The organism is Streptomyces sp. NPDC002795, from assembly GCF_042888725.1.
GTDB lineage: Bacteria > Actinomycetota > Actinomycetes > Streptomycetales > Streptomycetaceae > Streptomyces.
Genome location: NZ_JBIAQB010000001.1, coordinates 433427 through 457233, shown reverse-complemented (window position 1 = coordinate 457233; position 23807 = coordinate 433427). Strand labels below are relative to the sequence as shown.

Annotated in this window: 17 protein-coding genes and 1 pseudogene; 10 read left to right on the top strand and 8 right to left on the bottom strand. The window is 70.5% G+C overall.

The genetic code is table 11. The features are described 5' to 3' along the window. Positions 1-72: 72 nt before the first annotated feature. Positions 73-2433, top strand: a complete 2361-nt coding sequence (locus ACFYWS_RS01970) for an FdhF/YdeP family oxidoreductase (protein WP_389268467.1) — start codon at positions 73-75, stop codon at positions 2431-2433. Between the two features lie 33 nt (positions 2434-2466). Here the strand turns inward: ACFYWS_RS01970 and purU are convergent, their stop codons facing one another. The 5 genes and pseudogenes from purU to ACFYWS_RS01945 form a co-directional block, all read right to left on the bottom strand. After that, a complete protein-coding gene (gene purU / locus ACFYWS_RS01965; protein WP_389268465.1) occupies positions 2467-3351 on the bottom strand; it encodes a formyltetrahydrofolate deformylase in 885 nt (294 codons plus the stop codon). Continuing rightward, positions 3351-3932, bottom strand: coding sequence for a sarcosine oxidase subunit gamma (locus tag ACFYWS_RS01960; RefSeq protein WP_389268463.1), 582 nt, complete (start codon positions 3930-3932; stop codon positions 3351-3353). Before ACFYWS_RS01960 ends, purU begins: the two co-directional genes overlap by 1 nt. After that, positions 3922-7091 (bottom strand): annotated as a pseudogene (locus ACFYWS_RS01955) (sarcosine oxidase subunit delta family protein). The gene ACFYWS_RS01960 and the pseudogene ACFYWS_RS01955 overlap by 11 nt, the downstream one beginning before the upstream one ends. A gap of 43 nt (positions 7092-7134) precedes the next feature. Next, positions 7135-8385, bottom strand: a complete 1251-nt coding sequence (locus ACFYWS_RS01950) for a sarcosine oxidase subunit beta family protein (RefSeq protein WP_389268461.1) — start codon at positions 8383-8385, stop codon at positions 7135-7137. Between the two features lie 156 nt (positions 8386-8541). Further along, a complete protein-coding gene (locus tag ACFYWS_RS01945; protein WP_389268459.1) occupies positions 8542-9447 on the bottom strand; it encodes a LysR family transcriptional regulator in 906 nt (301 codons plus the stop codon). Positions 9448-9614: 167 nt separating this feature from the next. On the opposite strand from ACFYWS_RS01945, the gene ACFYWS_RS01940 reads away from it, so the two are divergent. Next, positions 9615-11933 (top strand): FdhF/YdeP family oxidoreductase, encoded by a 2319-nt coding sequence (locus ACFYWS_RS01940; protein WP_389268457.1) that lies wholly within the window; start codon positions 9615-9617, stop codon positions 11931-11933. Here ACFYWS_RS01940 and ACFYWS_RS01935 read toward each other — a convergent pair. Further along, complete coding sequence (locus ACFYWS_RS01935; protein WP_389268455.1) at positions 11921-12718, bottom strand: IclR family transcriptional regulator; 798 nt, start codon at positions 12716-12718, stop codon at positions 11921-11923. The two genes, ACFYWS_RS01940 and ACFYWS_RS01935, sit on opposite strands and share 13 nt — an antisense overlap. Positions 12719-13030: 312 nt before the next feature. Here ACFYWS_RS01935 and ACFYWS_RS01930 point away from each other — a divergent pair, with 312 nt between their 5' ends. The 7 genes from ACFYWS_RS01930 (at position 13031) to ACFYWS_RS01900 (ending at position 20958) form a co-directional block, all read left to right on the top strand. Further along, positions 13031-14116 (top strand): S-(hydroxymethyl)mycothiol dehydrogenase, encoded by a 1086-nt coding sequence (locus tag ACFYWS_RS01930; RefSeq protein WP_389268453.1) that lies wholly within the window; start codon positions 13031-13033, stop codon positions 14114-14116. Positions 14117-14233: 117 nt separating this feature from the next. Then, complete coding sequence (locus tag ACFYWS_RS01925; RefSeq protein WP_389268451.1) at positions 14234-15376, top strand: aromatic ring-hydroxylating dioxygenase subunit alpha; 1143 nt, start codon at positions 14234-14236, stop codon at positions 15374-15376. 28 nt (positions 15377-15404) lie between these two features. Next, on the top strand, positions 15405-15725 hold the full coding sequence (locus ACFYWS_RS01920; protein WP_389268449.1) for a bifunctional 3-phenylpropionate/cinnamic acid dioxygenase ferredoxin subunit: 321 nt from the start codon (positions 15405-15407) through the stop codon (positions 15723-15725). Continuing rightward, positions 15722-16924 (top strand): NAD(P)/FAD-dependent oxidoreductase, encoded by a 1203-nt coding sequence (locus ACFYWS_RS01915; protein WP_389268447.1) that lies wholly within the window; start codon positions 15722-15724, stop codon positions 16922-16924. The genes ACFYWS_RS01920 and ACFYWS_RS01915 overlap by 4 nt, the downstream gene beginning before the upstream one ends. Before the next feature lie 111 nt (positions 16925-17035). Then, entirely contained in the window at positions 17036-17710 is a 675-nt protein-coding gene (locus tag ACFYWS_RS01910) for a GntR family transcriptional regulator (RefSeq protein ID WP_389268445.1), read from the top strand. A 167-nt stretch (positions 17711-17877) separates the two neighbouring features. Next, entirely contained in the window at positions 17878-20337 is a 2460-nt protein-coding gene (locus ACFYWS_RS01905; RefSeq protein ID WP_389268443.1) for an FAD-dependent oxidoreductase, read from the top strand. Positions 20338-20421: 84 nt separating this feature from the next. After that, positions 20422-20958, top strand: coding sequence for a DUF3995 domain-containing protein (locus ACFYWS_RS01900; protein ID WP_389268441.1), 537 nt, complete (start codon positions 20422-20424; stop codon positions 20956-20958). A 55-nt stretch (positions 20959-21013) separates the two neighbouring features. On the opposite strand, the gene ACFYWS_RS01895 is transcribed toward ACFYWS_RS01900, so the two are convergent. Together ACFYWS_RS01895 and ACFYWS_RS01890 are read right to left on the bottom strand one after the other, a co-directional pair. After that, on the bottom strand, positions 21014-21928 hold the full coding sequence (locus ACFYWS_RS01895) for a hypothetical protein (RefSeq protein ID WP_389268439.1): 915 nt from the start codon (positions 21926-21928) through the stop codon (positions 21014-21016). Positions 21929-22027: 99 nt separating this feature from the next. After that, entirely contained in the window at positions 22028-22996 is a 969-nt protein-coding gene (locus tag ACFYWS_RS01890; RefSeq protein WP_389268437.1) for a helix-turn-helix domain-containing protein, read from the bottom strand. A gap of 235 nt (positions 22997-23231) precedes the next feature. Here ACFYWS_RS01890 and ACFYWS_RS01885 point away from each other — a divergent pair, with 235 nt between their 5' ends. After that, a complete protein-coding gene (locus ACFYWS_RS01885) occupies positions 23232-23792 on the top strand; it encodes a TetR/AcrR family transcriptional regulator (RefSeq protein WP_389268435.1) in 561 nt (186 codons plus the stop codon). Positions 23793-23807: the final 15 nt, after the last annotated feature.

The window sequence follows — 23807 nt, the reverse complement described above, 5'->3', positions numbered from 1 at the left end:
GGGGCCCCTTCGTCCCTGCGCGCGGCCCGCCGAGCGAACCGAGGGGGAGCGGCGTACCTTCGGAACTCAGCCATGTCGACGGCGGAGAGCGAAGGGGTCCCTACCACGATGAGCTCCGAATCGGACAAGGACGGCACCACGCCCGCGGGTGGCTACGGGCCCACCCGCGGCGAGCCCGCGCGCAGCCCCTACCACCACCCCACGGCGGGCTGGGGCGCCGCGAAATCCGTCGGCAAGGTGCTGGCCAAGGCCAAGGAGCCGGTCAACAGCATGCGGCTGATGACCGTCATGAACCACGAGGACGGCGGCTACGACTGCCCGGGCTGCGCCTGGCCCGACGATCTGCACGGCCTCACCCTCGACCTGTGCGAGAACGGCATCAAGCACGCCACCTGGGAGATGACACCCAAGCGCGCGGGCAAGGCGTTCTTCGCGGCGCACACCGTCACCGAAATGCTGACGTGGCCCGACTACGACCTGGAGGACCAGGGACGGCTCGTCGGACCGCTCTCGTACGACCCGGAGAGCGACCGCTACGTGCCCGTGTCCTGGGCGGAGGCCTTTGCCCTCATCGGCGACACCCTGCGCGGCCTCGACTCCCCGGACCGGGCGCTGTTCTACACCTCGGGCCGGCTCAGCAACGAGGCGACGTTCCTGTACCAGCTCTTCGCCCGCGAGTACGGCACGAACAACCTGCCCGACTGCTCCAACATGTGCCACGAGGCCAGCGGCCGCGCCCTGACCGCCGCGCTCGGCACCGGCAAGGGCACCGTCGACCTCAACGACATCGACCAGGCCGACGCCCTCTTCGTGATGGGTGTGAACGCCGCGTCCAACGCGCCCCGCATGATCACAGCGCTCGCCGAGGCCTACCGCCGCGACGCACAGATCGTGCACGTCAACCCGATGGTGGAGGCGGCGGCGGGGCGCACCATCGTGCCGCACGAGTTCGCCCGCATGGCCACTCTCAAGTCCACCCCCACCGGAACCATGAACCTTCAGCCGCGTATCGGCGGCGACCTCGCCCTGCTCCGCGGCATCGCCAAGCACGTCCTGGAAGTGGCCGAGAGGGACCCGAAGGCGATCGACGAGGAGTTCCTCTCGCGGTACACCGAGGGCTTCGAGGCCTACCGCGACCTGTGCGCCGCGACCCCCTGGGAGGACCTCACCGCGGCGAGCGGGCTGACGGAGGGCGAGATCCGTGCGGCCGGCGATGTCTACCTCAACTCCTTCCGTACGGTCATCAGTTGGTGCCTCGGCATCACCCAGCAGGAGCACGGCGTCGACACGGTCCGCGAGATCGTCAATGTCCTCATGCTGCGCGGCAACATCGGCCGCGAGGGCGCGGGCCCCTGCCCCATCCGCGGCCACAGCAACGTCCAGGGCAACCGCACCTGCGGCATCGACCACCAGCCCAAGGACGCCTTCCTCGACCGGCTCGCGGAGGCCTGCGGTATCGACCCGCCGCGCGAGCCCGGCCTCGACACGGTGCACGCGCTCGCGGCGATGGAGCGCGGCGAGGCCACGGTCTTCGTCGCGATGGGCGGCAACTTCGTACGCGCCGCACCCGACACCGAGTTCAGCGAACGGGCCCTGCGCAACTGCGAGTTGACGGTGCAGGTGTCGACGAAGCTGAACCGCTCGCACCTCGTCCACGGCCGCCGGGCCCTCATCCTCCCCTGCCTCGGCCGCACCGAGAAGGACGAGCAGAAGAGCGGCCCGCAGGCGGTGTCCGTCGAGGACTCGATGAGCATGGTCCACCTGTCGCGCGGCATGAAGCGCCCCGCGTCGAGGCACCTGCTCTCCGAGCCCGCGATCATCGCCGGGATGGCGCGGGCCACGCTCCCCGGCTCGGCCACGCCCTGGGAGTCGTACGTCGAGGACTACGACCGCATCCGCGACACGATGGAGCACGCCCTGGAGGGCTTCGACGCCTTCAACCGCCGGGTTCGCGGACCGAACGGCTTCCGGCTGCGCCAACCGGCCCGCGAACGCATCTTCCGGACCCCTTCGGAGCGCGCCGAGTTCAGCTTCGCCGCGCTGCCCGACCCGAACCCCGGCGCAGGCCTGCTCACCCTCGCCACGGTCCGCTCCCACGACCAGTGGAACACCACGATCTACTCGTCCGACGACCGCTACCGCGGCGTGCGCAACCTGCGCACCCTCGTCTTCCTCAATGCGGCCGACATGCGCGAGCGCGGCCTGTCCGACATGGACCGCGTGGACATCACGAGCATCGCCAAGGACGGCACGCGCCGCTCGGTGCGCGGCTACCGCGCCCTCACGTACGACGTGCCGCCCGGCTGCGCCATCGGCTACATGCCCGAACTCAACTCCCTGTGCGCGCTCGGCGACTTCAGCCCGCAGAGCGATCAGCCGTTGATGAAGCACCTGACGGTGGAGGTCGTCGCCTCCACGTCCGCGCGCATGTGAGGTCCGGCCGCGCCGACTCCGGGGCGCGCGGGCTCAGTTGAAGATGACCGTGCGGTTTCCGTGCAGCAGAACGCGGTTCTGGCAGTGCCAGTTGACCGCGCGGGCCAGCGCGAGACGTTCGGCGTCGCGGCCCACCAGGACGAGCTCCCCGGCGCTCTGTCGGTGGTCCACACGGATCACCTCCTGCTCGATGATGGGCCCCTCGTCCAGGTCGGCGGTGACGTAGTGGGCGGTCGCGCCGACGAGCTTCACGCCCCGCGCGTGAGCCTGGTGGTACGGCTTCGCGCCGGCGAAGCTCGGCAGGAACGAGTGGTGGATGTTGATGGCCCGCCCCTCCAGCGCCTTGCACAGGCCGTCGGAGAGGATCTGCATGTACCGGGCGAGCACCACCAGGTCGACGGCGTGCTCGTCCACCAGACGCAGCAGCCGCTCCTCGGCCTCCGGCTTGGTGGCCCGGGTGACCGGCAGGTGCAGGAACTCCACGCCCGCCTGCTCCACCTGCTCGCGCAGATCGGGATGGTTGGACACGACGAGGGCGATGTCCCCGTCGAGGGTGCCGCTGCGCCACCGGTACAGCAGGTCGGCGAGGCAGTGGTCGAACTTCGACACCATGACGAGCAGCCGGGGCCTGGCCGCCGCGTCGCGCAGCTTCCAGTCCATCCCGTACGCCTCGGCGGTGGCGGCGAAGCGCTCCTCCAGGCGAGCCGGTTCCGTCCCGGTGGGCGCGGTGAAACTCGTCCGCAGGAAGACGGTGCCGTTGTCGGTGTCGTCGAACTGCTGGTGCTCGGTGATGTCGCAGCCCTCGCCGACCAGGAAGGAGGTGACGGCGTGCACGATGCCGGGGCGGGCAGGGCAGTTGAGGGTCAGGATGTACTGGGCGCTGTCGGTGCGTGCGCCGCGCGTGGCGGTCGTGCTCATCACGTGACCCCCGCGTACTCGGTGCAGGCGTCCGCCAGCCACGCCGCGAGGTATCCGGCGAAGGACGAACGGACGAGCAGCGAGACCACCCGCGGGCCCGCCTCGCGCACCACGAGCGTGACACCGGCCTGCGCGAGCAGCGTGGTGCGGCAGGCGCCCACCCCGGCCTTGTCCGGCGCGAGGTCCAGGGCACAGCCCTGCGACAGGACGTCCGGCAGCAGCGGGCCCGAAAGAGCGAGGACGGTGCGTTGCGCGGAGGTGTCGGTGACGGTGGCGAACTCCTCGCCGATCGCCGACCGCAGCCCGGCCGTCAGTTCCTCGGCGCGCCCGGCGGGTGCGACCAGGAGCCATTCGTCGGGGCCGAGCCACAGTGCCTCGACCGCCGCGTCCAGGTGGGCGCGGCCGGCGCCGGGCAGCGCGTACCCGAGGTACCCCTCGACGGCGGTGGCCGCCGCGCTGCCCGGTGTCACCCGGAGGGTGAGCTGGGTCAGGAACGGGACCTCGCGGGCGTTCAGGCCGGAGGGCAGGCGCGGGTCCCAGTCGGCGAGTGGACTCGTGCGTACGGGGGTGTCAGCCGTCACGGCGGGCTCCTTCCTTGTCGAAGAGGACGGGTTCGGCGACCGTCACCGGCACGGTGACGCCGTCGAGCGGGACGTAGAGGGTCTCGCCGACGCGGGCGGCGCCGGAGCGCACGAGCGCCAGGGCGAAGGTGCGTCGCAGGGCGTCGCTGCGGTAGCTGGAGGTGACATGGCCGAGCATCGGGACCGGCGGCTCGGGCACCGCCTCCGTGGCGATGATCTGCGCACCCTCCGGGAGCAGGGTGCGCTCGTCGGTGGGCAGCAGCGCGACGAGCCGCTTGCGGTCGGGGCGCTGGTTCTCCGGCCGGGCGAAGGAGCGCTTGCCGACGAAGTCCGGCTTCTTCTTGGAGATCACCCAGTTCATGCCGAGGTCCTGCGGGGTGACCGTGCCGTCGGTGTCCTGCCCGATGATCGGGTACGCCTTCTCGGCGCGCAGCACGTGCATGGTCTCGGTGCCGTACGGGGTGAGGCCGAGCGGCTGCCCGGCTTCGTACAGGGCCTGCCAGACGTGTGTCCCGTACCAGGCAGGAACGTTGACCTCGTACGCGAGCTCGCCGGAGAAGCTGATCCGGCACAGCCGGGCGTCGACGCCCGCGATCACCGTGTCGCGCCAACTCATGAACGGGAACGCCTCGTTGGAGACATCCAGGTCGTCGCCGACGACCGCGGCGAGCACCTCGCGTGAGCGCGGGCCCACGAGCGGGATCGTCGCCCAGTGCTCGGTCACCGAGGTGAGGTGGACGCGCAGCTCGGGCCACTCCGTCTGGAGCCACTCCTCCATCCACTCAAGGACCTTGGCGGCGTTGCCCGTTGTGGTCGTGACGAGGAACTCGTCGTCCGAGACGCGGATGACCGTGCCGTCGTCGAGGGCCATCCCGTCGACGCCGCACATGACGCCGTAGCGGATCCGTCCGGGCTTCAGTGTGGCCATCATGTTCGTGTAGAGCCGGTTGAGCAGCTCGCCCGCGTCGGGGCCCTGCACGCTGATCTTGCCGAGCGTCGAACCGTCCATCATGGCCACGCCGTTGCGCGCCGCACGGCACTCGCGCCGCACCGCGTCGTCCATCGTCTCGCCGGGCAGCGGGTAGTACCACGGCCGCTTCCACTGGCCGACGTCCTCGAACAGCGCGCCGTGCCGCTCGTGCCAGGCGTGCAGCGCGGTCACCCGCACCGGGTCGAACAGCTCGCCCCGGTTGCGGCCCGCGAACGCGGCGAACGCGATGGGCTGCACCGGAGGCCGGAAACTGGTGGTGCCGAGGTCCGCCACTTCCTCGCCGAGCGCCTCGGCGACGATGCCCGACGTGAGGATCCCCGACGTACGGCCCTGGTCGTGCGCGGTGCCGATGGTGGTGTAGCGCTTGACGTGCTCGACGGAGCGGAGACCGGCGCGGGTGGCCCGGAACACGTCGCTGACGAGCGCGTCGCGCTGTAGGTCGACGAACTGCGCCGCACCGTCCGCGCCCTCCCGCGGACTGGGCACGCGCCACAACACCACGCTGGGGGACGGGAGTTCCGCGACGGCCGACGGAACACCGACCGGCGCGGCCACGACGCCGAGTGCCTCCAGTGCCCCGGCTGTCGCGGCGATCCCGCTGCCGAGGCACTCGCCGAGCGTGCGCAGACCGTCCGCGGCGCCCGCCGTCCGTACGGTCGGGAGTGCCTCGGTGGGCACGAACGTGGCGAGCTCCGCGTCGTAGCGCAGCTTCCCGCGCGCCTGGCTGAACAGGGCCACGGCCGGGTTCCAGCCGCCGGAGACGAGCAGCACGTCGCAGTCGACACCGTGCCGCCGGGCGCCGTCCGCCGTACGCCGGGCGATGTGTACGCGGGAGATGTGCTCGACGCCGCTGGTGCCGGTGACGACGTGGTCGCGGTGCAGGGGGATCCCGCGTTCGGCCAGCGCCCCGGCGAGCCGCTCGGGCACGGTCGGCCGGGCGTCGACCACGGCGGCGAACTCCACGCCCGCGTCGGCGAGTTCGAGCACCGCGTCGTAGGCGGAGTCGTTCGTCGTGAAGACGGCGGCCCGGCGGCCCGCGAGGACGCCGTACCGGTTGAGGTACGTGCGGGCCGCGGAGGCGAGCATGATGCCGGGGCGGTCGTTGTCGTCGAAGGCGATCGGCCGCTCGGTGGCGCCGGTCGCGTGCACGACCTGCTCGGCCCGGATGCGCCACACCCGCTGGCGGGACACGTGGCTCGGGGCCGCGGCGCCGAGGTGGTCGGTGCGCTTCTCCAGGGCGAGGACCAGGTTGTCGTCGTAGTGGCCGAAGGCGGTGGTGCGGGTCAGGACGGTCACGTTCCCGGACGCCGCGAGCCGGCTCGTCGCCGAGTCCACCCACTCCTGCGCGGGCCGGCCGTCGATGGTCTCCCGTGTGCCGAGCAGGCTGCCGCCGGGCTCCGGCGCGCTGTCGACGAGGACGACCCGGGCCCCCGCGTCGGACGCGGCGAGCGCGGCCGCGAGACCGGCCGGACCCGCGCCCACGATCAGCAGCTCGGTGTGCAGGTGCTTCGCGTCGTAGCGGGCGGGATCGGGTTCGGCGGCGAGCCGCCCCTGGCCGCCCAGCCCGCGTGCCACCAGGCCGTCGTAGAGCTCGACGGTGGTGGCGGTGAGCATCGGCTCGGGGAACGGCGCCTCGATCTGGACGAGGGCGTTGGGCTCCTCGACACCGGCGGCGAGAATGCCGCGCGGACGGCCGTACTTGATGCTCGTCGCGACCCGGTGCACGCCGTTCGCGAGCAGCGCGGAGGCGAGGGTGTCACCAGGGTGACCGGTGCAGGGCGTCCCGTCGAAGACGAAGTCCAGCGTGGTGGAGCGGTCGATGCGGCCGTACGCGGCGGAGGAGGTACGGAAGGGGGTGCTCATGCGGTCGCCTCCTGGCGCTCTCGCGTGCCGGTGCCGAGCGGGTTCGGGGTGCCCACGGGGTACACGGTCAGGAACTCGTAACTCACGGTGTCCCGCACGGCGTTGAACCAGCGGCGGCAGCCCGCCGTGTGCGCCCACCGCTCGGCGAAGGGCCCCTTGGAGTTGTCGCGGAAGAAGACGTACTGGGCCCACTGCTCGTCGTCGAGGGAATGCGGGTCCTCGGGGTGTTCGACGTGTGCCTGGCCGCCGTAGTGGAACTCGGCCTCCTCGCGCGGGCCGCACCAGGGGCAGGGAATCAACTGCATCTCACGGTCTCCTCAGGACTCGGCAGTGCTCAGTGCTCAGTGCTCAGTGCGCGACGGCGGCCGCGCCGTGCTCGTCGACGAGGGCGCCGGTCGTGAACCGGTCCAGGGTGAACGGCGCGGTGGTGTCATGCGGTTCGCCGGTCGCGATGGTGTGCGCATACGCCCAGCCGACACCCGGCGTCGCCTTGAAACCGCCGGTTCCCCAGCCGCAGTTGAGGTACAGGTCCTCGACCGGAGTGCGGCCGACGATGGGGGAGGCGTCCGGGGTGGTGTCGACGATGCCGCCCCACGTGCGCAGCATGTGGGCGCGCGCGAACACCGGGAACAGCTCCAGGGCGGCGGCCATCTGCCGCTCGATGATGCGGAAGGCGCCGCGCTGCCCGTACCCGTTGTAGCTGTCGATGCCCGCGCCCATGACGAGTTCGCCCTTGTGGGCCTGCGATACGTAGACGTGCACCGCGTTGGACATCACGACGGTCGGGTGCACGGGTTCGAGGAGTTCGGACACGAGTGCCTGGAGCGGATGGCTCTGCAGCGGGAGCCGCAGACCCACCATCGAGGCGAGTACGGAGGTGTGTCCGGCCGCCGCGAGCGCGACCTTCCCGGCGGCGATCCGGCCCCGTGTCGTCCGTACCCCGGTGACCCGGCTCCCGCTCACGTCGATGCCGGTGACCTCGCAGTTCTGGATGAGGTCGATGCCGTACGCGTCCGCGCGGCGGGCGAAGCCCCACGCCACGTAGTCGTGCTTGGCGATGCCCGCGCGCGGCTGGTACGTGGCGCCGTGCACCGGGTAGCGCACGTCCGGGCTGGTGTTGACGATCGGACACACCTTGGCGACCTCGTCTGGCTCCAGCCACTCGGCGTCGATGCCGTTCAGCTGGTTCGCGTAGACCCGACGCTTGCTGTCGCGGACGTCCTGGAGGTTGTGCGCGAGGTTGAGGACACCGCGCTGGCTGAACAGGATCGGGTAGTCGAGGTCCTGCTCCAGCGTCTCCCACAGCTTGAGCGAGCTCTCGTAGATGCCGGAGCTCTCTTCCAGAAGGTAGTTGGAGCGGATGATGGTGGTGTTGCGGGCCATGTTCCCGCCGGCGAGCCACCCCTTCTCCAGGACGGCGATGTTCGTGATGCCGTGGTTCTTTGCGAGGTAGTACGCGGTCGCCAGACCGTGTCCGCCGCCGCCCACGATCACGACGTCGTAGGACTTCTTCGGGTCGGCGTCGCGCCACAGGAAGTCGGGGTGGTCGGGCAGGGCGTCGCCGTGGGCGGCGGCCGGATCGCGTGCGTCGGGGGTCATGAGGACTCCTTGAAAACCGACTGGGGACGCTCTGATATATCAGTGGCGGGTCGTCGTCACGGTAGCCAGCGCCTCAGGGGCGCGTCAATGGTGACCTGAGGAGGAAAACAAGCCGCTGATCGCCGGGGGGAGACGGCCAGTTGGGGCGGCGGGCTCTCAGCCCGGCAGCACGTCCAGGACGGTGTGCATCCGCGAGGCGCGGGCCAGGTCCGCGAGCGCCTGCTCCATCACCGACAGCGGATCGCGAGGCGGCAGCAGCAGACCGATCCGCGCGCTGCGCCGCGGACCGTGCAGCGGCACGGCCTCCATCCCGGCGGGGATCCCGAAGACGTGCAGCCACGTGTGCGGGATGATGCTCGACCACTGGCCGGTGCGCACATGCGCGATCAGCGAGGCGATGGAGTCCGTCTCCACACGCGGCGCCACCGACAGGGACAGCTCCGCGAACACGTCGTCCAGAACCCGGCGGCCCAGCATCCGCGGATGCAGCAGACACAGCGGCAGCGCGGCCGCCTCGGCCCAGCTGATCTCCTGCGCCGTCCGCTCAGGGGCCTCCTGGGTGAGCACGACATAGCGCTCCCGGTACAGCGGCACGAACGGCAGATCCAGGCTCCGGCTGTGGTACGAGACCGCCCCGTGCAGCTCGAACGCGCGCAGCCGGCGCACGATCTCGTCCCCCTGGAGATCGGCCTGCACGTTCACCGTGGTGTGCGGATTCGCCGCACAGAACGGCTGCGTCAGCAGGGCCACCGCGCCGACCGCCGTGGGCACGGCGCCCAGGCGCAGCTCCCCGCTCAGCCCCTCACGCAGCGCCGCGAGCCCCGACTCCATGGCGTCCCGGTCCGCGAGCATCCGGCGGGCCCACAGGACGACCTGCTCGCCCTCCGCCGTAAGCCCCTCGAAGCGCCGGCCGCGCCGCACCAGCGGCACACCCAGCTCGGTCTCCAGCTTGCGGATGCCCTCGGACAGCGTCGGCTGCGACACGAAGCACTGCTCGGCGGCCTTCGCGAAGTGGCCGGTGCCGGTCAGCGCGACGAGATATTCGAGCTGGCGCAGGAGCACGGTCCCACCCCCTTCCCGGCCGACTTCGGTGGACAACGCCCGCCGATGATCGTAGCTGCCTATCAACGATCGGATCTTCCGCTTTGACCGTGGGGCGAACGCGGACGAATGCTGGGCGGCGGGGGCGTGCCTGCTCCCGGTGAGCCGGAAACACAGAGGTGATGGGCGTGCGCGCGATCGAAGAGCCCGAAGAGGATCTTTCCCTGAGCAAGCCCAAGACCTGGGCCACGGGAGCGCCTGCGGTCGCCCACGCCCTCCAGTACGCCCTGAGCCAGACCTCGCCCAAGCGCACCGCCCTGACCCTGCTCAACATCAACCAGGACGGCGGCATCGACTGCCCGGGCTGCGCCTGGCCCGAGGGCGCGCCGGACAAGCGGCACCGCAACGAGTACTGCGAGAACGGCGCCAAGCACATCGCCGACGAAGCCACCACACGCCGCGTCACGCGCGAGTTCTTCGCCGAGCACCCGGTCAGCGAGCTCGCGGAGCGCTCCGACTACTGGCTCAACCAACAGGGCCGGCTGACCGAGCCCATGGTCAAGTACCCGGACAGCGACCACTACGAGCCGATCGGCTGGGACGGCGCGCTCGGCCTGCTCGCCGACGAGCTGAACGCCCTGGACACCCCCGACGAGGCCCTGTTCTACACCTCGGGCCGGCTCGCCAACGAGCCCGCCTTCCTGCTCCAGCTCTTCGCGCGTGCCTACGGCACCAACAACCTGCCCGACTGCTCCAACCTGTGCCACGAGTCCAGCGGCTCCGCCCTCAACGAGACGCTGGGCATCGGCAAGGGCAGCGTCAGCCTCGACGACCTGCACAACAGCGACCTGGTGTTCGTCGTCGGCCAGAACCCCGGCACCAACCATCCCCGGATGCTCACGGCCCTGGAGGAGACCAAGCGGCGCGGCGGAAAGATCGTCGCGGTCAACCCGCTGCCCGAGGCGGGGCTGCTGCGCTTCAAGCACCCGCAGAAGGCGCGGGGTGTCATCGGCCGGGGTACCGAGATCGCCGACCAGTTCCTGCAGATCCGTCCCGGCGGCGACCTCGCCCTCTTCCAGGCGCTGAACCTGCTGCTCCTGGAGGCCGAGGACAAGGCACCCGGAACGGTCCTCGACCGCGAGTTCATCGACGCCCACACCTCGGGCCACGAGGTCTTCACCGACAACATCCGCGGGCTCGACTGGGCGGAGGTCCTCAAGGCCACCGGACTCACGCGCGAGGAGATCGAGGAGGTCCACCAGCGGGTGCTCGGCGCCAAGAACGTCATCGTGTGCTGGGCCATGGGCCTGACCCAGCACAAGCACGGCGTCCCCACCATCCGCGAAGTCGTCAACTTCCTTCTGCTGCGCGGAAATATCGGCAGGCCCGGCGCAGGAGTCTGCCCGGTGCGCGGCCACAGCAATGTGCAGGGCGACCGCACCATGGGCGTGTGGGAGCGCATGCCACAGTCGTTCCTCGACGCCCTGGAGAAGGAATTCGACTTCGCCCCGCCCACCCGGCACGGCGCCGACGCGGTCGACGCGATCCGCGCCATGCGCGACGGCCGGGCCCAGGTGTTCGTGGGAGTGGCGGGCAACTTCGTCCGCGCCACCCCCGACAGCGACGTGACCGAACGCGCCCTGCGCAATTGCCGGTTGACGGCCCACATCTCGACGAAACTCAATCGCTCGCACGCCGTGTGCGGACGCACCGCGCTGATACTCCCCACGCTCGGACGCAGCGACCGCGACATGCAGGCGGGCGGTGAGCAGTTCATGACGGTCGAGGACTCGATGAGCGATGTGCACGCCACCCGCGGCCGACTCGCTCCCGCATCACCCGCGCTGCTCAGCGAGGTGTCCATCATCAGCCGTCTCGCCCGCAGGACCCTCGGCGAGCGGCACGGGATCACCTGGCAGGCGTTCGAGAACGACTACGACACCGTTCGCGAGCACATCGCGAACGTGGTGCCGGGATTCGACGACTTCAACCGGCGCGTCCGGCAACCGGGCGGCTTCAACCTGCCCAACCCCGTCAACAGGCGCGTCTTCCAGACGGCGAGCGGCACCGCCGTCTTCACCGCGAACACCTTCACCGGGCTCACCGCGCCGCCCGGCCACCTGATCCTGCAGACGCTGCGCTCGCACGACCAGTGGAACACCATCCCGTACGCGATGGACGACCGGTACCGCGGCGTCAAGGGCGCGCGGCGCGTCGTCCTGGCCAACGCCGATGACCTCACCGAGCTCGGCATCGCGGAGGGGAGCCTGGTCGACCTGATCAGTGTGTGGACCGACGGCAGCGAGCGCCGGGCACCCGCGTTCCGCGTCGTCGGCTATCCGACGCCCCGGGGCTCCGCGGCGGCCTACTACCCGGAGACCAATGTCCTCGTGCCGCTGGACAGCGTCGCCGACAACAGCAACACCCCCACGTCCAAGGCCGTCATCATCCGGATGGAACCGGCCGAGGGGGACGGCGCCGGCTCCGGCCCCGGTCAGTCCAGGTAGCCCATCTTGCGACTGACGTCCTGCGCGCTGCGCAGCAGCGTGGGGGAGAGCTCGTGCATCCGCTCCTCGGTGAACCGGTAGGCGGGACCCGAGGCGCTGATCGCGGCAATGACCTGACCCTGGGCATTTCTGATGGGCGCGGCCATTCCGTGCAGCCCGATCTCCAATTCCTCCAGTGTCACCGCGTATCCGCGCTCCAGGGTCTGCGCCAGATCCTTTTCGAGCTTTCCCTTGGCGGTCAGGGTGTGCGGTGTCATCTTTTTCATGTGGGAGGCCGCGAGCATTTCCGTCCGCTCCTCCTCCGGTACATGAGCGAGCAATATCTTTCCGCTCGATGTGGCATGCATCGGGGTGAGTTGGCCGACCCAATTGTGTGTGCTGACCGCCATCGGTCCGCGCACCTGGAGCACGTTCACCGCGTAATGTTCTTGCAGGATCGCGATGTTGACGGCCTCGCCGAATTCCTCCGCGAGCTGCTCGCAGAACGGGCGGGCCTGCTGTGTCACATCGAAATTGTCGGTGACCGAGCTGGCCAGGCGTACGATGCCGAAACCGATCCGGTACTTTCCCCGGTCGGCCGACTGCTCGACCAAGTCGCGCGCCTCCAGCGCGCCCAGCAGACGGAAGGCCGTCGACTTGTGCACGTCGATTTCCGCGGCGATCTCGCTGACGCCCGCTTCCCCGCGCCGGGCGAGAATCTCCAGAACGCTCACGGCGCGGTCGACGGACTGCACCCCGGCGCCCGACGAGCCTGTTGTCTCCCTGTCTGCGTCATGCTTTCTCATGGCGCGACTATAGGCGCTGCCCGCGGGCGGGCGGCAGGGAGAAGCGGAAGCGGATCTTCGACTCCTGCTCCGCCCAGGGGCGGCCGGATGGAGCGCTCAACACCCGTACGCTGCACCGTTGTTGACAGCGCCCTGCAGTGCCGTTGACCGGTGCGGGGCGCGGGTTTTCGGCGTGACGAGACAGTTCCCAGATCCCCCTTGACACACGCCTTCGGCGAAGACGACAGTTTGGGCGTTGCGTAGAACGCGTCAAGGTTCTTCATGCGCAACAGAGTTCGCGCTCGGCCGTCCTCCGCAGCAAGGAGTTCAACCGTGACTCACGAGGTACGCGCAGTGGTCGCCCACAAACAGGGCGCCCCCGTCTCCGTGGAGACGATCCTGGTCCCGGAGCCCGGACCGGGGGAGGCGCTGGTGCAGGTGCGGGCCTGCGGCGTCTGCCACACCGATCTGCACTACCGGGAGGGCGGGATCAACGACGCGTTCCCGTTCCTCCTGGGCCACGAGGCCGCAGGCACCGTCGAGTCCGTCGGCGACGGCGTCACCGACGTGGCGCCCGGCGACTTCGTGATCCTCAACTGGCGTGCGGTGTGCGGCAGTTGCCGGGCATGTCGGCGCGGCCGGCCCTGGTACTGCTTCGCCACACGCAACGCGACGCAGCCCATGACCCTCCTCGACGGCACTGCGCTTTCGCCGGCCCTCGGCATCGGCGCCTTCGCCGAGAAGACCCTCGTCGCCGCCGGGCAGTGCACCAAGGTCGACCCGACCGCTCCGGCCGCCGCCGCGGGCCTGCTCGGCTGCGGCGTCATGGCGGGCTTCGGCGCGGCGGTCAACACCGGTGGCGTCGGCCGCGGTGACTCGGTGGCCGTCATCGGCTGCGGCGGCGTGGGCATCGCGGCCATCACCGGGGCGAAGGTGGCAGGCGCCGCCCGCATCATCGCCGTGGACATCGACGAGCGGAAGCTGGCGAAGGCCGAGCGGTTCGGCGCCACCGACACCGTCGACTCCTCCAGGACCGACCCCGTCGAAGCGGTGCGCTCCCTCACCGGCGGCTTCGGCGCGGACGTCGTCGTGGAGGCCGTGGGCCGCCCCGAGACCTACCAACAAGCCTTCTACGCCCGTGACTTGGCGGGCACCGTCGTACTCGTCGGAGTGCCCACCCCCGAGATGAAACTGGAACTCCCGCTCGCCGACGTCTTCGGTCGCGGCGGCGCCCTCAAGTCCTCCTGGTACGGCGACTGCCTGCCCTCCCGCGACTTCCCCGCCCTCATCGACCTCTACCTCCAGGGCCGCTTCGACCTCGGCGCGTTCGTCAGCGAGGAGATCGGTCTGGACGAGGTGGAATCCGCGTTCGACGCCATGCGCCGCGGAGACGTACTGCGCTCAGTGGTGACGCTGTGAGCGCGGGGACCGTCTGAAGCCGGTCTGAAGACTGTCTGAAGTCCCCACACCACACACAACTCGCATCGCTTCGGCACCTGCCGCATGTCCGTACGACATCTACCGAGGTGACACCTGATGAGCGTCACGAGCCTGCCCCCGAGCCTGATCTCCACTCTCCCCGGCGACTACTACACCGACCCGCGAATCTTCGCGCGGGAGCAGGAGCACATCTTCGAGTCCATGTGGTTCTGCGTGGGCCGGGCGGCCGACCTCACCAAACCGGGAAGCTTCCGCACCTACCAGGTGGGCCGGGAGAGCGTCCTCGTCTCACGCTCCCGCGACGGCTCCGTCCGCGCGTTCCTCAACATCTGCCGGCACCGCGGCGCCAAGCTGTGCACCGAGGAGTCCGGGGAGGTCAGGCGCACCTTCCAGTGCCCTTACCACGCCTGGACGTACGGACTCGACGGCAAGCTGATCGCCGCACCCAACCTGACGTCCATGCCCGACATCGACCGCACCGAATACGGCCTGGTCACCGTACACGTCCGGGAGTGGCTCGGATACGTGTGGGTGTGCCTGGCCGAGCAGCCGCCCTCCTTCGAGGACGAGGTGATCGGCGCGGTGAGCGAGCGCCTCGGCGGCGCCGACGCCATCGACAACTACGCGATCGAGGACCTCGACCTCGGCCGACGCATCACGTACGACGTCCGGGCCAACTGGAAGCTCGTCATCGAGAACTTCATGGAGTGCTATCACTGCGCCACCATCCACCCCGAACTCACCGAGGTGCTCCCGGAGTTCAAGGACGGCCTCGCGGCCCAGTACTTCGTCGGCCACGGCGCCGAGTTCGCCGACGAGGCGAGGGGCTTCACCGTCGACGGATCCGAGGGACTCGACCGCATCCCCTCCGTCGCCGACGAACAGGACCGGCGCTACTACGCGATCACTGTGCGGCCCCAGGTGTTCATCAACCTCGTCCCGGACCACGTGATCCTCCACCGGATGTACCCGATCGCCCACGACCGCACGATCGTCGAGTGCGACTGGCTCTACCTGCCGCACGTCGTGGACGGCGGCGGGGACGGCAAGGACATAGAGCGCTCCGTCGAACTGTTCCACCGCGTCAACCAGCAGGACTTCGACGCCTGCGAACGCACCCAGCCCGCCATGAGCTCGCGCGCCTACGTCAAGGGCGGCGTCCTCGTCCCCAGCGAACACCACATCGGCGAGTTCCACGCCTGGCTCCAGGCCAGGCTCGGCACCCAGCGCACCACTTGACCGTCCATTTGTTTCCTGGAGGTTCCCCATGATCCCGGTGTGCCGCATCGACGATCTGCCCCCTGGTGAGTCCATCCGCGTGACCGAGGGCGTGCCGGCCCCCGTCGCAGTCTTCAACGCGGACGGCACGGTGTACGCCATCGACGACACCTGCACCCACCAGGACGCCTCGCTCGCCGACGGCTTCCTGGAGGGCTGCTTCGTCGAATGCCCCCTGCACGAGGCCTCGTTCGACCTGCGCGACGGCCGCCCGACCTGCCCGCCCGCGAAGACACCCGTCCGCACCCACCACGTCACCGTCGAAGACGGTCAGGTCATGCTTCACGTCACCGTTGGGGAGCCCGCATGAAGCACATCACTGTCGTCGGAGCCTCGCTCGCGGGCCTCAGCGCCGTCCGGTCGCTGCGCACCGAGGGCTACGACGGAGGGATCACCGTCGTAGGAGAGGAACTGCACCGGCCCTACGACCGCCCGCCCCTGTCCAAGGCCTACCTCAAGGGCGACATCACGGCCGATGCCCTCGCGCTCGGGGACGCCGAGGAGTACGAAGAGCTCGGCGTCCAATGGGAGTTGGGCCAACGCGCCGTACACCTGGACTGCTCCACCACCTCCGTCATCCTCGCCAACGGGCGCAGGATCGACACCGACGGCGTCGTGGTCGCCACCGGCTCGACCGCCCGCCGCCTCCCCGGCACGGAGGGCCTCGCCGGTGTGCACACCCTGCGCACCCTGGACGACGCCCGGAGCCTGCGCACCGAGCTGGTGAGCGGGGCGCCTCGGATGGTGGTCATCGGTGCCGGGTTCATCGGCGCCGAAGTCGCCGCCACCGCCCACCACTTGGGCCTCGACGTCACCGTGGTCGAAGCCCTCGCCACCCCGCTGGAACGCCAGCTGGGCGCCGAGATGGGCCGCGTCTGCGCCGCCCTCCACACCGACCACGGCGTACGCCTGCTGTGCGGCACCGGAGTGGCGGAACTGGAGAGCGGCGGCGGCCGGGTCACCGGGGTGCGGCTCACGGACGGGCGGCTGCTGCCCGCGGACATCGTGCTCGTCGGAGTGGGGGCCCGGCCCGTCGACGACTGGCTCGCCGACTCCGGTGTGTGGGTGGACAACGGCGTGGTGTGCGACGCGGGCGGCGCCTCCAGCGTCCCGAACGTCGTCGCCGTCGGCGACGTGGCCCGCCGCCCGCACCCCTTCACCGGCCGGCACGCCCGCATCGAGCACTGGTCGAACGCCGCGGAGTCGGCCGCCACCGCGGCCCGCACGCTGCTCACCGGCCACTCCGCGACCCCGCGGGCCACCCCGCCGTCCTTCTGGTCAGACCAGTACGACGTCCGCATCCAACTCGCGGGCCGCGTGAACCCCGGCGCCGAGCTCGAACTCGTCGAGGGCACCTACGAAAGCCGCTCCTTCGCTGCCCTCTACAGGGAGGACGGCGCACCCACCGCGGTCCTCGCCATGAACCGCTCCAAGATCTTCAACCGCCTGCGCCGCACCCTGATCCCCGCCACGGTCCCCTCTACAGAAAGGATCGCGCCCGCCGCCTGACGGGCCCGCCATCATGCCTACGCCGCTCCCGCCCCGCCGCACCCCTGATATATCAACGCATGGGTGCGGTACGGTGAGGTCCGATCGCGGACACGTCACGGGAGGGGCGAGATGGCATCTGTGCCTGCCGCCGGGGACCAGTCGAACGGCGCGACACTGGCCGACCAGGCGTACCAGGAAATCACAGACCGGCTCGTCACCCTTCAGATCCGCCCCGGCGAACCCGTCCACGACGGGCGCCTCGCCGCCGACCTCGGCCTCGGCCGCACCCCGGTCCGCGAGGCCCTCAAGCGCCTGGAAACCGAGCGGCTCATCGTCGCCTTCCCCCGGCGCGGCACCTTCGCCACCGAAGTACAGATCGCCGACCTCGGCCACATCTCCGAAGTGCGCCAGGAACTCGAACCCCTCGCCGCCGCGTGCGCCGCCAAGCGGGCCACCGCGGCGGACCGGGACCGGCTGCGCGAGCTGCTCACCCGCGTGGAGGAGGAGTCGCAGGGCGCGCCGGAGCACGGCGAGATCGGTCTGCTCCGCCTCGACATGGCGGTGCACCGCGCCGTGTACGCGGTCACGTACAACCCGTACCTCGAAGCCACGCTGGTCACCTACGACAACCTCGCCACCCGCATCTGGTGCCTGTTCATCGACCGCCTGGCCGGGCTGGAGCAACACGTCCACGAACACGGGCAGTTGCTGCGCGCCGTCATCGACGGCGACGAGGCCAAGGCCTCGGCCGTGGCCGCCGAACACGTGGAGAACTTCGAGCGCGCGATCCGCTCGATCATCTGAGGCTCTCGATCATCTGAGCTGCCGGCCGCCCCTCCTTCGAGGCGGCCGTCGGCGGACCCGCACTGCCTCGGCGAGGTGCCGCGCCCGGTCGTCCGCCTGCGACGACACACCACCACCGCCCCTCCCGCATCACCTTCGCGCACCCTTGAACTCCCGGAGGATCCACCATGACCTCACAGTCTTCGCAGCCCAAGGTGGTCATCATCGGAGCCGGCATCGTCGGCTGCTCCCTCAGCGACGAACTCACCGCACTCGGCTGGACGGACGTCACCGTCCTCGAACAGGGCCCCCTCTTCGCCACCGGCGGATCAAGCTCGCACGCCCCCGGACTCGTCTTCCAGACCAGCCCCTCCAAGACCATGACCGAGTTCGCGCGCTACACCGTCGAGAAGACGAGCGCCCTCGACCTCGACGGCCGCTGGTGCTACCGGCAGGTCGGCGGCCTGGAAATCGCCACAACTCCCCAACGCATGAAGGAACTTGAGCGCCGACACGGCTGGCTCACCTCCTGGGGAGTCGAGAGTCACCTCCTCGACGCCGAGGAATCCGCCAAGCTCCACCCGCTGCTCGACCCCGACGCCATCCTCGGCGGATACCACATCCCCAGCGACGGCCTCGCCAAGGCGCTGCGCATCGGCGAGGCACAGGCCCGCCGAGCCCTCGCCCGCGGCGCCACCTTCCTCGGCCACCACACCGTCACCGACATCGAGACATCCGGCGGAGCCGTCAGCGCCGTCGTCACCGACCGCGGCACCTTCCCCGCGGACGTCGTCGTCTCCTGCGCGGGCTTCTGGGGCCCCCGCATCGGCCGCATGGTCGGCCAGGTCGTGCCGCTCGTCCCCATGGGCCACCAGTACGCCACCACCACACCCATCACCGAACTCAGGGGCCGCAACAGCGAGTTGGACGAGGCGAACCTGCCGATCCTGCGCAACCAGGACGCCGGCCTCTACTACCGCGAACTCGTCGACCGGATCGGCATCGGCTCCTACGCCCACCGCCCCATGCCCCTGTCGCCCGACGACGTCGTCCACCCCGCGGACAGCCCGGACCAGCCCTCGAAACTGGACTTCACGAAGGCCGACTTCGAGGGCGCCTGGACCGACACCCGCAGGCTGCTGCCCGCGCTCAACGACGCGGACATCGCCGACGGCTTCAACGGCCTGTTCTCGTTCACGATCGACGGCATGCCCCTGATCGGCGAATCCCCGACGGTGCCCGGCTTCTGGCTGGCCGAAGCGGTCTGGGTGACCCACTCGGCCGGTGTCGCCAGGGCCGTCGCGAAGTGGATGGTCGAGGGCCGCCCTGGCGTCGACGTCCACGGCTGCGACATCAACCGCTTCGAGGAGGTGCAGCTCGCCCCCGACTACGTACACGAGCGCAGCTGCCAGAGCTTCTCCGAGGTCTACGACATCATCCACCCGCTCCAGCCGCCGAACCGCCCCCGCCCGCTGCGCGTGAGCCCCTTCCACATACGCCATCAGGAACTCGGAGCCGTGTTCCTGGAGGGCGCGGGCTGGGAACGCCCGCACTGGTACGAGGCCAACGCCGACCTGCCCGAGGTGTCCCGGATCGGCGACCGGAACGAGTGGGCCTCCCGCTTCTGGTCACCCATCGCGGGCGCGGAGGCACTGGTCACCCGCGAGCGGGTGGCGATGTACGACATGACCCCGCTCAAGCGCCTGGAGGTCACGGGCCCGAACGCGCTGCCCTTCCTGCAGGGCCTCTCAACGAACCAACTGAACAAGCCAGTTGGCGCTGTGACGTACACACTCATGCTCGACGCGGCGGGCGGCGTGCTCAGCGACCTCACCGTCGCCCGACTCGCCGAGGACCGCTTCCAGGTCGGCGCCAACAGCAACCTCGACCTCACCTGGCTGCGCCGCCACCTGCCCGCCGACGGCACCGTGCAGGTCCGTGACATCACGGCCGGCACCTGCTGCGTCGGTGTGTGGGGCCCGCGCGCCCGCGACCTTGTGCAGCCCCTCACCGACGCCGACTTCTCGCACGAGAACTTCGGCTACTTCAAAGCGAAGCAGGCCTTCATCGGCGACGTCCCGGTGACCGCGATGCGCCTGTCCTACGTCGGTGAACTGGGCTGGGAGCTGTACACCACCGCCGACCTGGGGCTGCGCCTGTGGGACACACTCTGGCGGGCCGGACAGGACCACGGTGTCATCGCGGCGGGCCGCAGCGCCTTCAACTCCCTGCGCCTGGAGAAGGGTTACCGCGCCTGGGGCCACGACATGACCAGCGAGCACAACCCCTACGAGGCGGGTGTCGGCTTCGCGGTCCGCAAGAAGAAGGCCGACTTCCGGGGCCGCGACGCGATCGTCGACGTCACCAAGGACACGGTGGACCGCCGCTTGACCGCCCTCCTCATCGAGGACGACCGCTCGGTGGTCATGGGCCACGAACCGGTCTACGTGAACGGCCACCCCCGCGGCTACGTCACCAGCGCCGCGTACGGCTACACCCTCGGCCGCCCGATCGCCTACGCCTGGCTCCCGGCCGAACACACCGAGCCCGGAACCCGCGTCGAGATCGGCTACTTCGGCGATCGGGTGGCGGCGACCACGGCGGCGGAGCCGCTGTTCGACCCGGAGATGACCCGGATCCGAAGGTGACGCGGGTGCAGTCGCCGACGCGGCCGTCTTCGGGCCGCGGCCGATTCCCTCGCCCGTGTTCCCTTGCCCGTGTGAAAACATCGCGTGGTCAAGACGCCTTGCGGCACGACGTGTTGCGGCGCGCACACCACGAGCGAGGGGGACGGTTTGCGGTTCGGTGGCGGGGTCGGTTGGCCCGCAACACTGGCGGCGGGTTGGGCGACGGCCTTCGCCTGTCTGCACTTCTTCTGGGCGCTCGGAGGGGAACGGGGGCTGGCGGTCTCCGCCGGCGAACAGCTCGCTTCCGAACGGCCGGCGTGGTTCGTGGCCGGTGGTCTGTGGGGCGTGGGCCTGGTGTGCTTGCTCGGCGCCGTGATGGCGCTGGCCCTGCGGTCGCGCGGCGTACGCGGCTGGAGCCGACGCGCGCTGTACCTGCTCGGCCTGTCGATCTCCGTGCTGCTGTTGGCCCGCGGTGTCCTGATCGAAGTGCTGCTGATCACCGGGGCGTCGGCGACCTCGGGCGTCAGCTCCGCCCAGAAGTTCTGGTCGCTCACGGTGTGGAACCCGTGGTTCATCCTGGGCGGCGTCCTGTTCGGCCTGGCGGCGCGTGGCTTCGGACGGGCAACGGTGGACCGGAACTGACCCGGCAGCGGCGAGGCTGCCGGACCGCGCGGGGAGGGCGGACCGGGTCGGTCGGTCAGGCCGATGAGCTGGCCAGTACGCGCTCGGCCTTCGCCAGCGCCTTGTGCTGCAGCCGCACACGTGTCGCGTACGGCTCCCGGTAGCGGCCCGCCGCGTACTCGCCGCGGTACGTGCGCTCAAGGGCTCGTGCGATGCGCCCAAGCCCGCTGTCGCGCGCACACGCCGCCTCGGCGGTCGCGAGCCGGACCTCGACCGCGTGCGCCCGGGGGTCGTTCAACCCATGAGTCAGCGCGGGGACGCGTTCGCGCAGCGAGGTGGGATTCGTGTAACGGTGCCCCTTGTCGCGCATGCACCGGGACCAGGAGTCCACGGCGCTCACGAAGCGCTTGCTCCGCTTGATCCGGGGCTCATACAGGGAGCCGAGCCCGGACACCGTCTTGTCTGCCGCGAACCAGGTCCCGAGGTCCCCGTACAACGCGCGCAGCGCCTCGGCGTTGCAGCCGCCCGTGGCCATGCTCACGGTGCCACCGCCGGGGGTGCGCGCCTCGACCGTCCCGGACTCGGGTCCGCCGAACAGTGCGTTGTTCCAACGGAGTTGACCGTCACGCGAGAGAGTCCGGTAGCGCGCGACGTTGGGGTCGGCCTTGCGCGCCGAGTTCCGCTCGCGCTGGAGCTGCCCGCCGTAGCCGTACTCGCGTGCCCAGCGCGGATCGTCGAGTACGTAGCCGGGGGTGCGGAGTTCGTCGGCCGTCGGCGGCTTCGCCACCCCGTACCGGAAGCCCCGGCCGGCCATGCACTGCTGGGTGAGCAGCTCCTGGGCGTGGGCCACCTTGGCCCGCTGCGCGTCGCTGAGTTCGGTGTGCCTCGGCCGATCGTCATGGCCGCCGCTCGAACCGCAGCCCGTGGCAGTGACGGCGAGCGCCGCGCACATCGCGATCAGACACCCTCCGGCACTTCGCCCAGTACGCATCTTCGACCTCCCGTTGCCCTGTGGCCCTCAGGGTGTCGGGAGGAGACGGCGGGGCGCGCCTTGGTTCGGCCGTGCCCGAAACAGCCCGCTCACGGGGGCTCAACCCACCAACGCCCCGCTGAGCAGATGGCTCCCGAGCTGGGTGAGGCTGTGATGCATCCGGTGACGCTCCCGGGTGCTCGCGATGAGCCCGGCGCGCCGCAGCACCGCCGCGTGCTCGCTCGCCGACGACAGTGAAACTCCCGCCAGGCGCGCCAACTCCGTTGTCGTACACGGCTCTTGGAGCGCCTGAAGCACCGCGGCGCGCGTGTGCCCGAGCAGCGGCGCGAGCCTCGGACCCGGCCCGTCGACCACCTCCGGGCTCAGCGGCCGGGCCGGATACACCAGGACCGGCCACAGCGCCTCGTCCAGCAACGCGACCGGCGTACGGCGACAGAAGTACGAGGGCACGAGGAGCAGTCCGCGGCCCTGGAGGTGGATGTCCCGTTCGACGGGGTAGTCGGCGACCAGCACGGGTGCCTGCCAGCGCAGTATCGGCGCGAAGGTGCGCAGCATCTCCTCGGTGCCGAGCCGCCCCTGCGCCCCGGTCCTGTGCCGCCGGTCTCCCTCGACACGGGCCGCGATCTGCGGCCAGGCCGGCGCGAGCACGGACGCGTGGTAGATGCGCAGGGCCTGGCCAAGCCGGTGAACCGAACCCAGGTCACCTGCGGCCAGCGGCCGGGTCCACGCGGGCAGCGTGCTGTTCTGCGCCGCCAGCAGCGTCATCTCCGCGCGTAGCTGACGGCGGGGAGTGGAGAGTACGGCATCAATTCCGCACTCGAGCCCGGCGAGGCCCGCGGCGGGCGTCAGGAAGTCCGGGAAGTAGCCGCGCGGCGGCATCAGCGGCGACAGCATCCGCAGTGCGCTCATGTCGCGCGGGCACTGCCGCCTCCGCCACGCGTTGAGCACCGGCTCGCGCCGCATCTCCCGGAGTTGGTGCAGGCTCAGCACGATCTCCCAGAGCGGGTCCGGTTCCTCGGCGATCCTGGTGCGGGCCAGATCCCCGGCACTGAAGTGAATACGCAGCACGGCTTCCCCCGAATCCGCCACGGCGTTGGGTGGTGCTCGAGTGGTGCCAGACGGTGTGAACACCCGCTCCGGGGTGGTCAGTTGAACCGGAGCGCGCGCCGCCTTGATGTGTCCTATGCTGGGACCATAGTGGCGAGAACAGCGGTTCTCAAGGCGGCGCGCGAGGCGCGTCGGGCGCTCAAGGGGCGCGCGTGGACCGTGGGTTGGCAGCGAGCTGTTTGGAGGAGACGTCCAGTTGATACCGGACGACCTGCGCGTTCACGTGGTCGAGGTGGCGGACGACCTGTTCTACACCCACGGCGTCCACACGGTGACGATGCACCGCATCCGGGACGAGGCGGGGGTCCCGCTGAAGCGGCTCTATCAGATGTTCCCCTCCAAGGACCTGCTCCTCGCGGCCTGCCTCGACCGGCGCGACCAGGTGGCGCGCTCGGCGATAGGGCAGCGCGTCAGCACGACCGAGGACCCCGTCGCGAGAATCCTCAGCCCCTTCGACTTCCTGAACGACTGGTTCCACCAACCCGGCTTCCACGGTTGCGTGTTCGCGGGCGCGTTCGGGGAGGTCGGCGCCGCCGCACCGATCGTCGTGACCGCCGTGCAGACCCACAAGCTCGCCCTGCGCGCGCTCCTGACCGAACTGGCGGAGGGCGCGGGCGTGCGCGACGCGGTCGCGGTGGGCGCCCAGCTGGCCGTGCTGTTCGACGGGGCGATGGCCCTCGCGACGTTCGCCGGGGACGCGGACGCGGCGCTGCACGCGCGCAAGGCGGCGCAGGCGGTGCTGGCCGCCGAACTGTGACGGCTGACCACGACG

Excerpts from the sequence above, each read along its gene's own strand:
- ACFYWS_RS01925 (WP_389268451.1), top strand. The coding sequence starts at position 14,234 with ATGAGCGTCACGAGCCTGCCCCCGAGCCTGATCTCCACTCTCCCCGGC.
- purU (WP_389268465.1), bottom strand. The coding sequence starts at position 3,351 with ATGAGCACGACCGCCACGCGCGGCGCACGCACCGACAGCGCCCAGTAC.
- ACFYWS_RS01920 (WP_389268449.1), top strand. The coding sequence starts at position 15,405 with ATGATCCCGGTGTGCCGCATCGACGATCTGCCCCCTGGTGAGTCCATC.
- ACFYWS_RS01935 (WP_389268455.1), bottom strand. The coding sequence starts at position 12,718 with ATGAGAAAGCATGACGCAGACAGGGAGACAACAGGCTCGTCGGGCGCC.
- ACFYWS_RS01905 (WP_389268443.1), top strand. The coding sequence starts at position 17,878 with ATGACCTCACAGTCTTCGCAGCCCAAGGTGGTCATCATCGGAGCCGGC.
- ACFYWS_RS01910 (WP_389268445.1), top strand. The coding sequence starts at position 17,036 with ATGGCATCTGTGCCTGCCGCCGGGGACCAGTCGAACGGCGCGACACTG.
- ACFYWS_RS01915 (WP_389268447.1), top strand. The coding sequence starts at position 15,722 with ATGAAGCACATCACTGTCGTCGGAGCCTCGCTCGCGGGCCTCAGCGCC.
- ACFYWS_RS01970 (WP_389268467.1), top strand. The coding sequence starts at position 73 with ATGTCGACGGCGGAGAGCGAAGGGGTCCCTACCACGATGAGCTCCGAA.
- ACFYWS_RS01950 (WP_389268461.1), bottom strand. The coding sequence starts at position 8,385 with ATGACCCCCGACGCACGCGATCCGGCCGCCGCCCACGGCGACGCCCTG.
- ACFYWS_RS01895 (WP_389268439.1), bottom strand. The coding sequence starts at position 21,928 with ATGCGTACTGGGCGAAGTGCCGGAGGGTGTCTGATCGCGATGTGCGCG.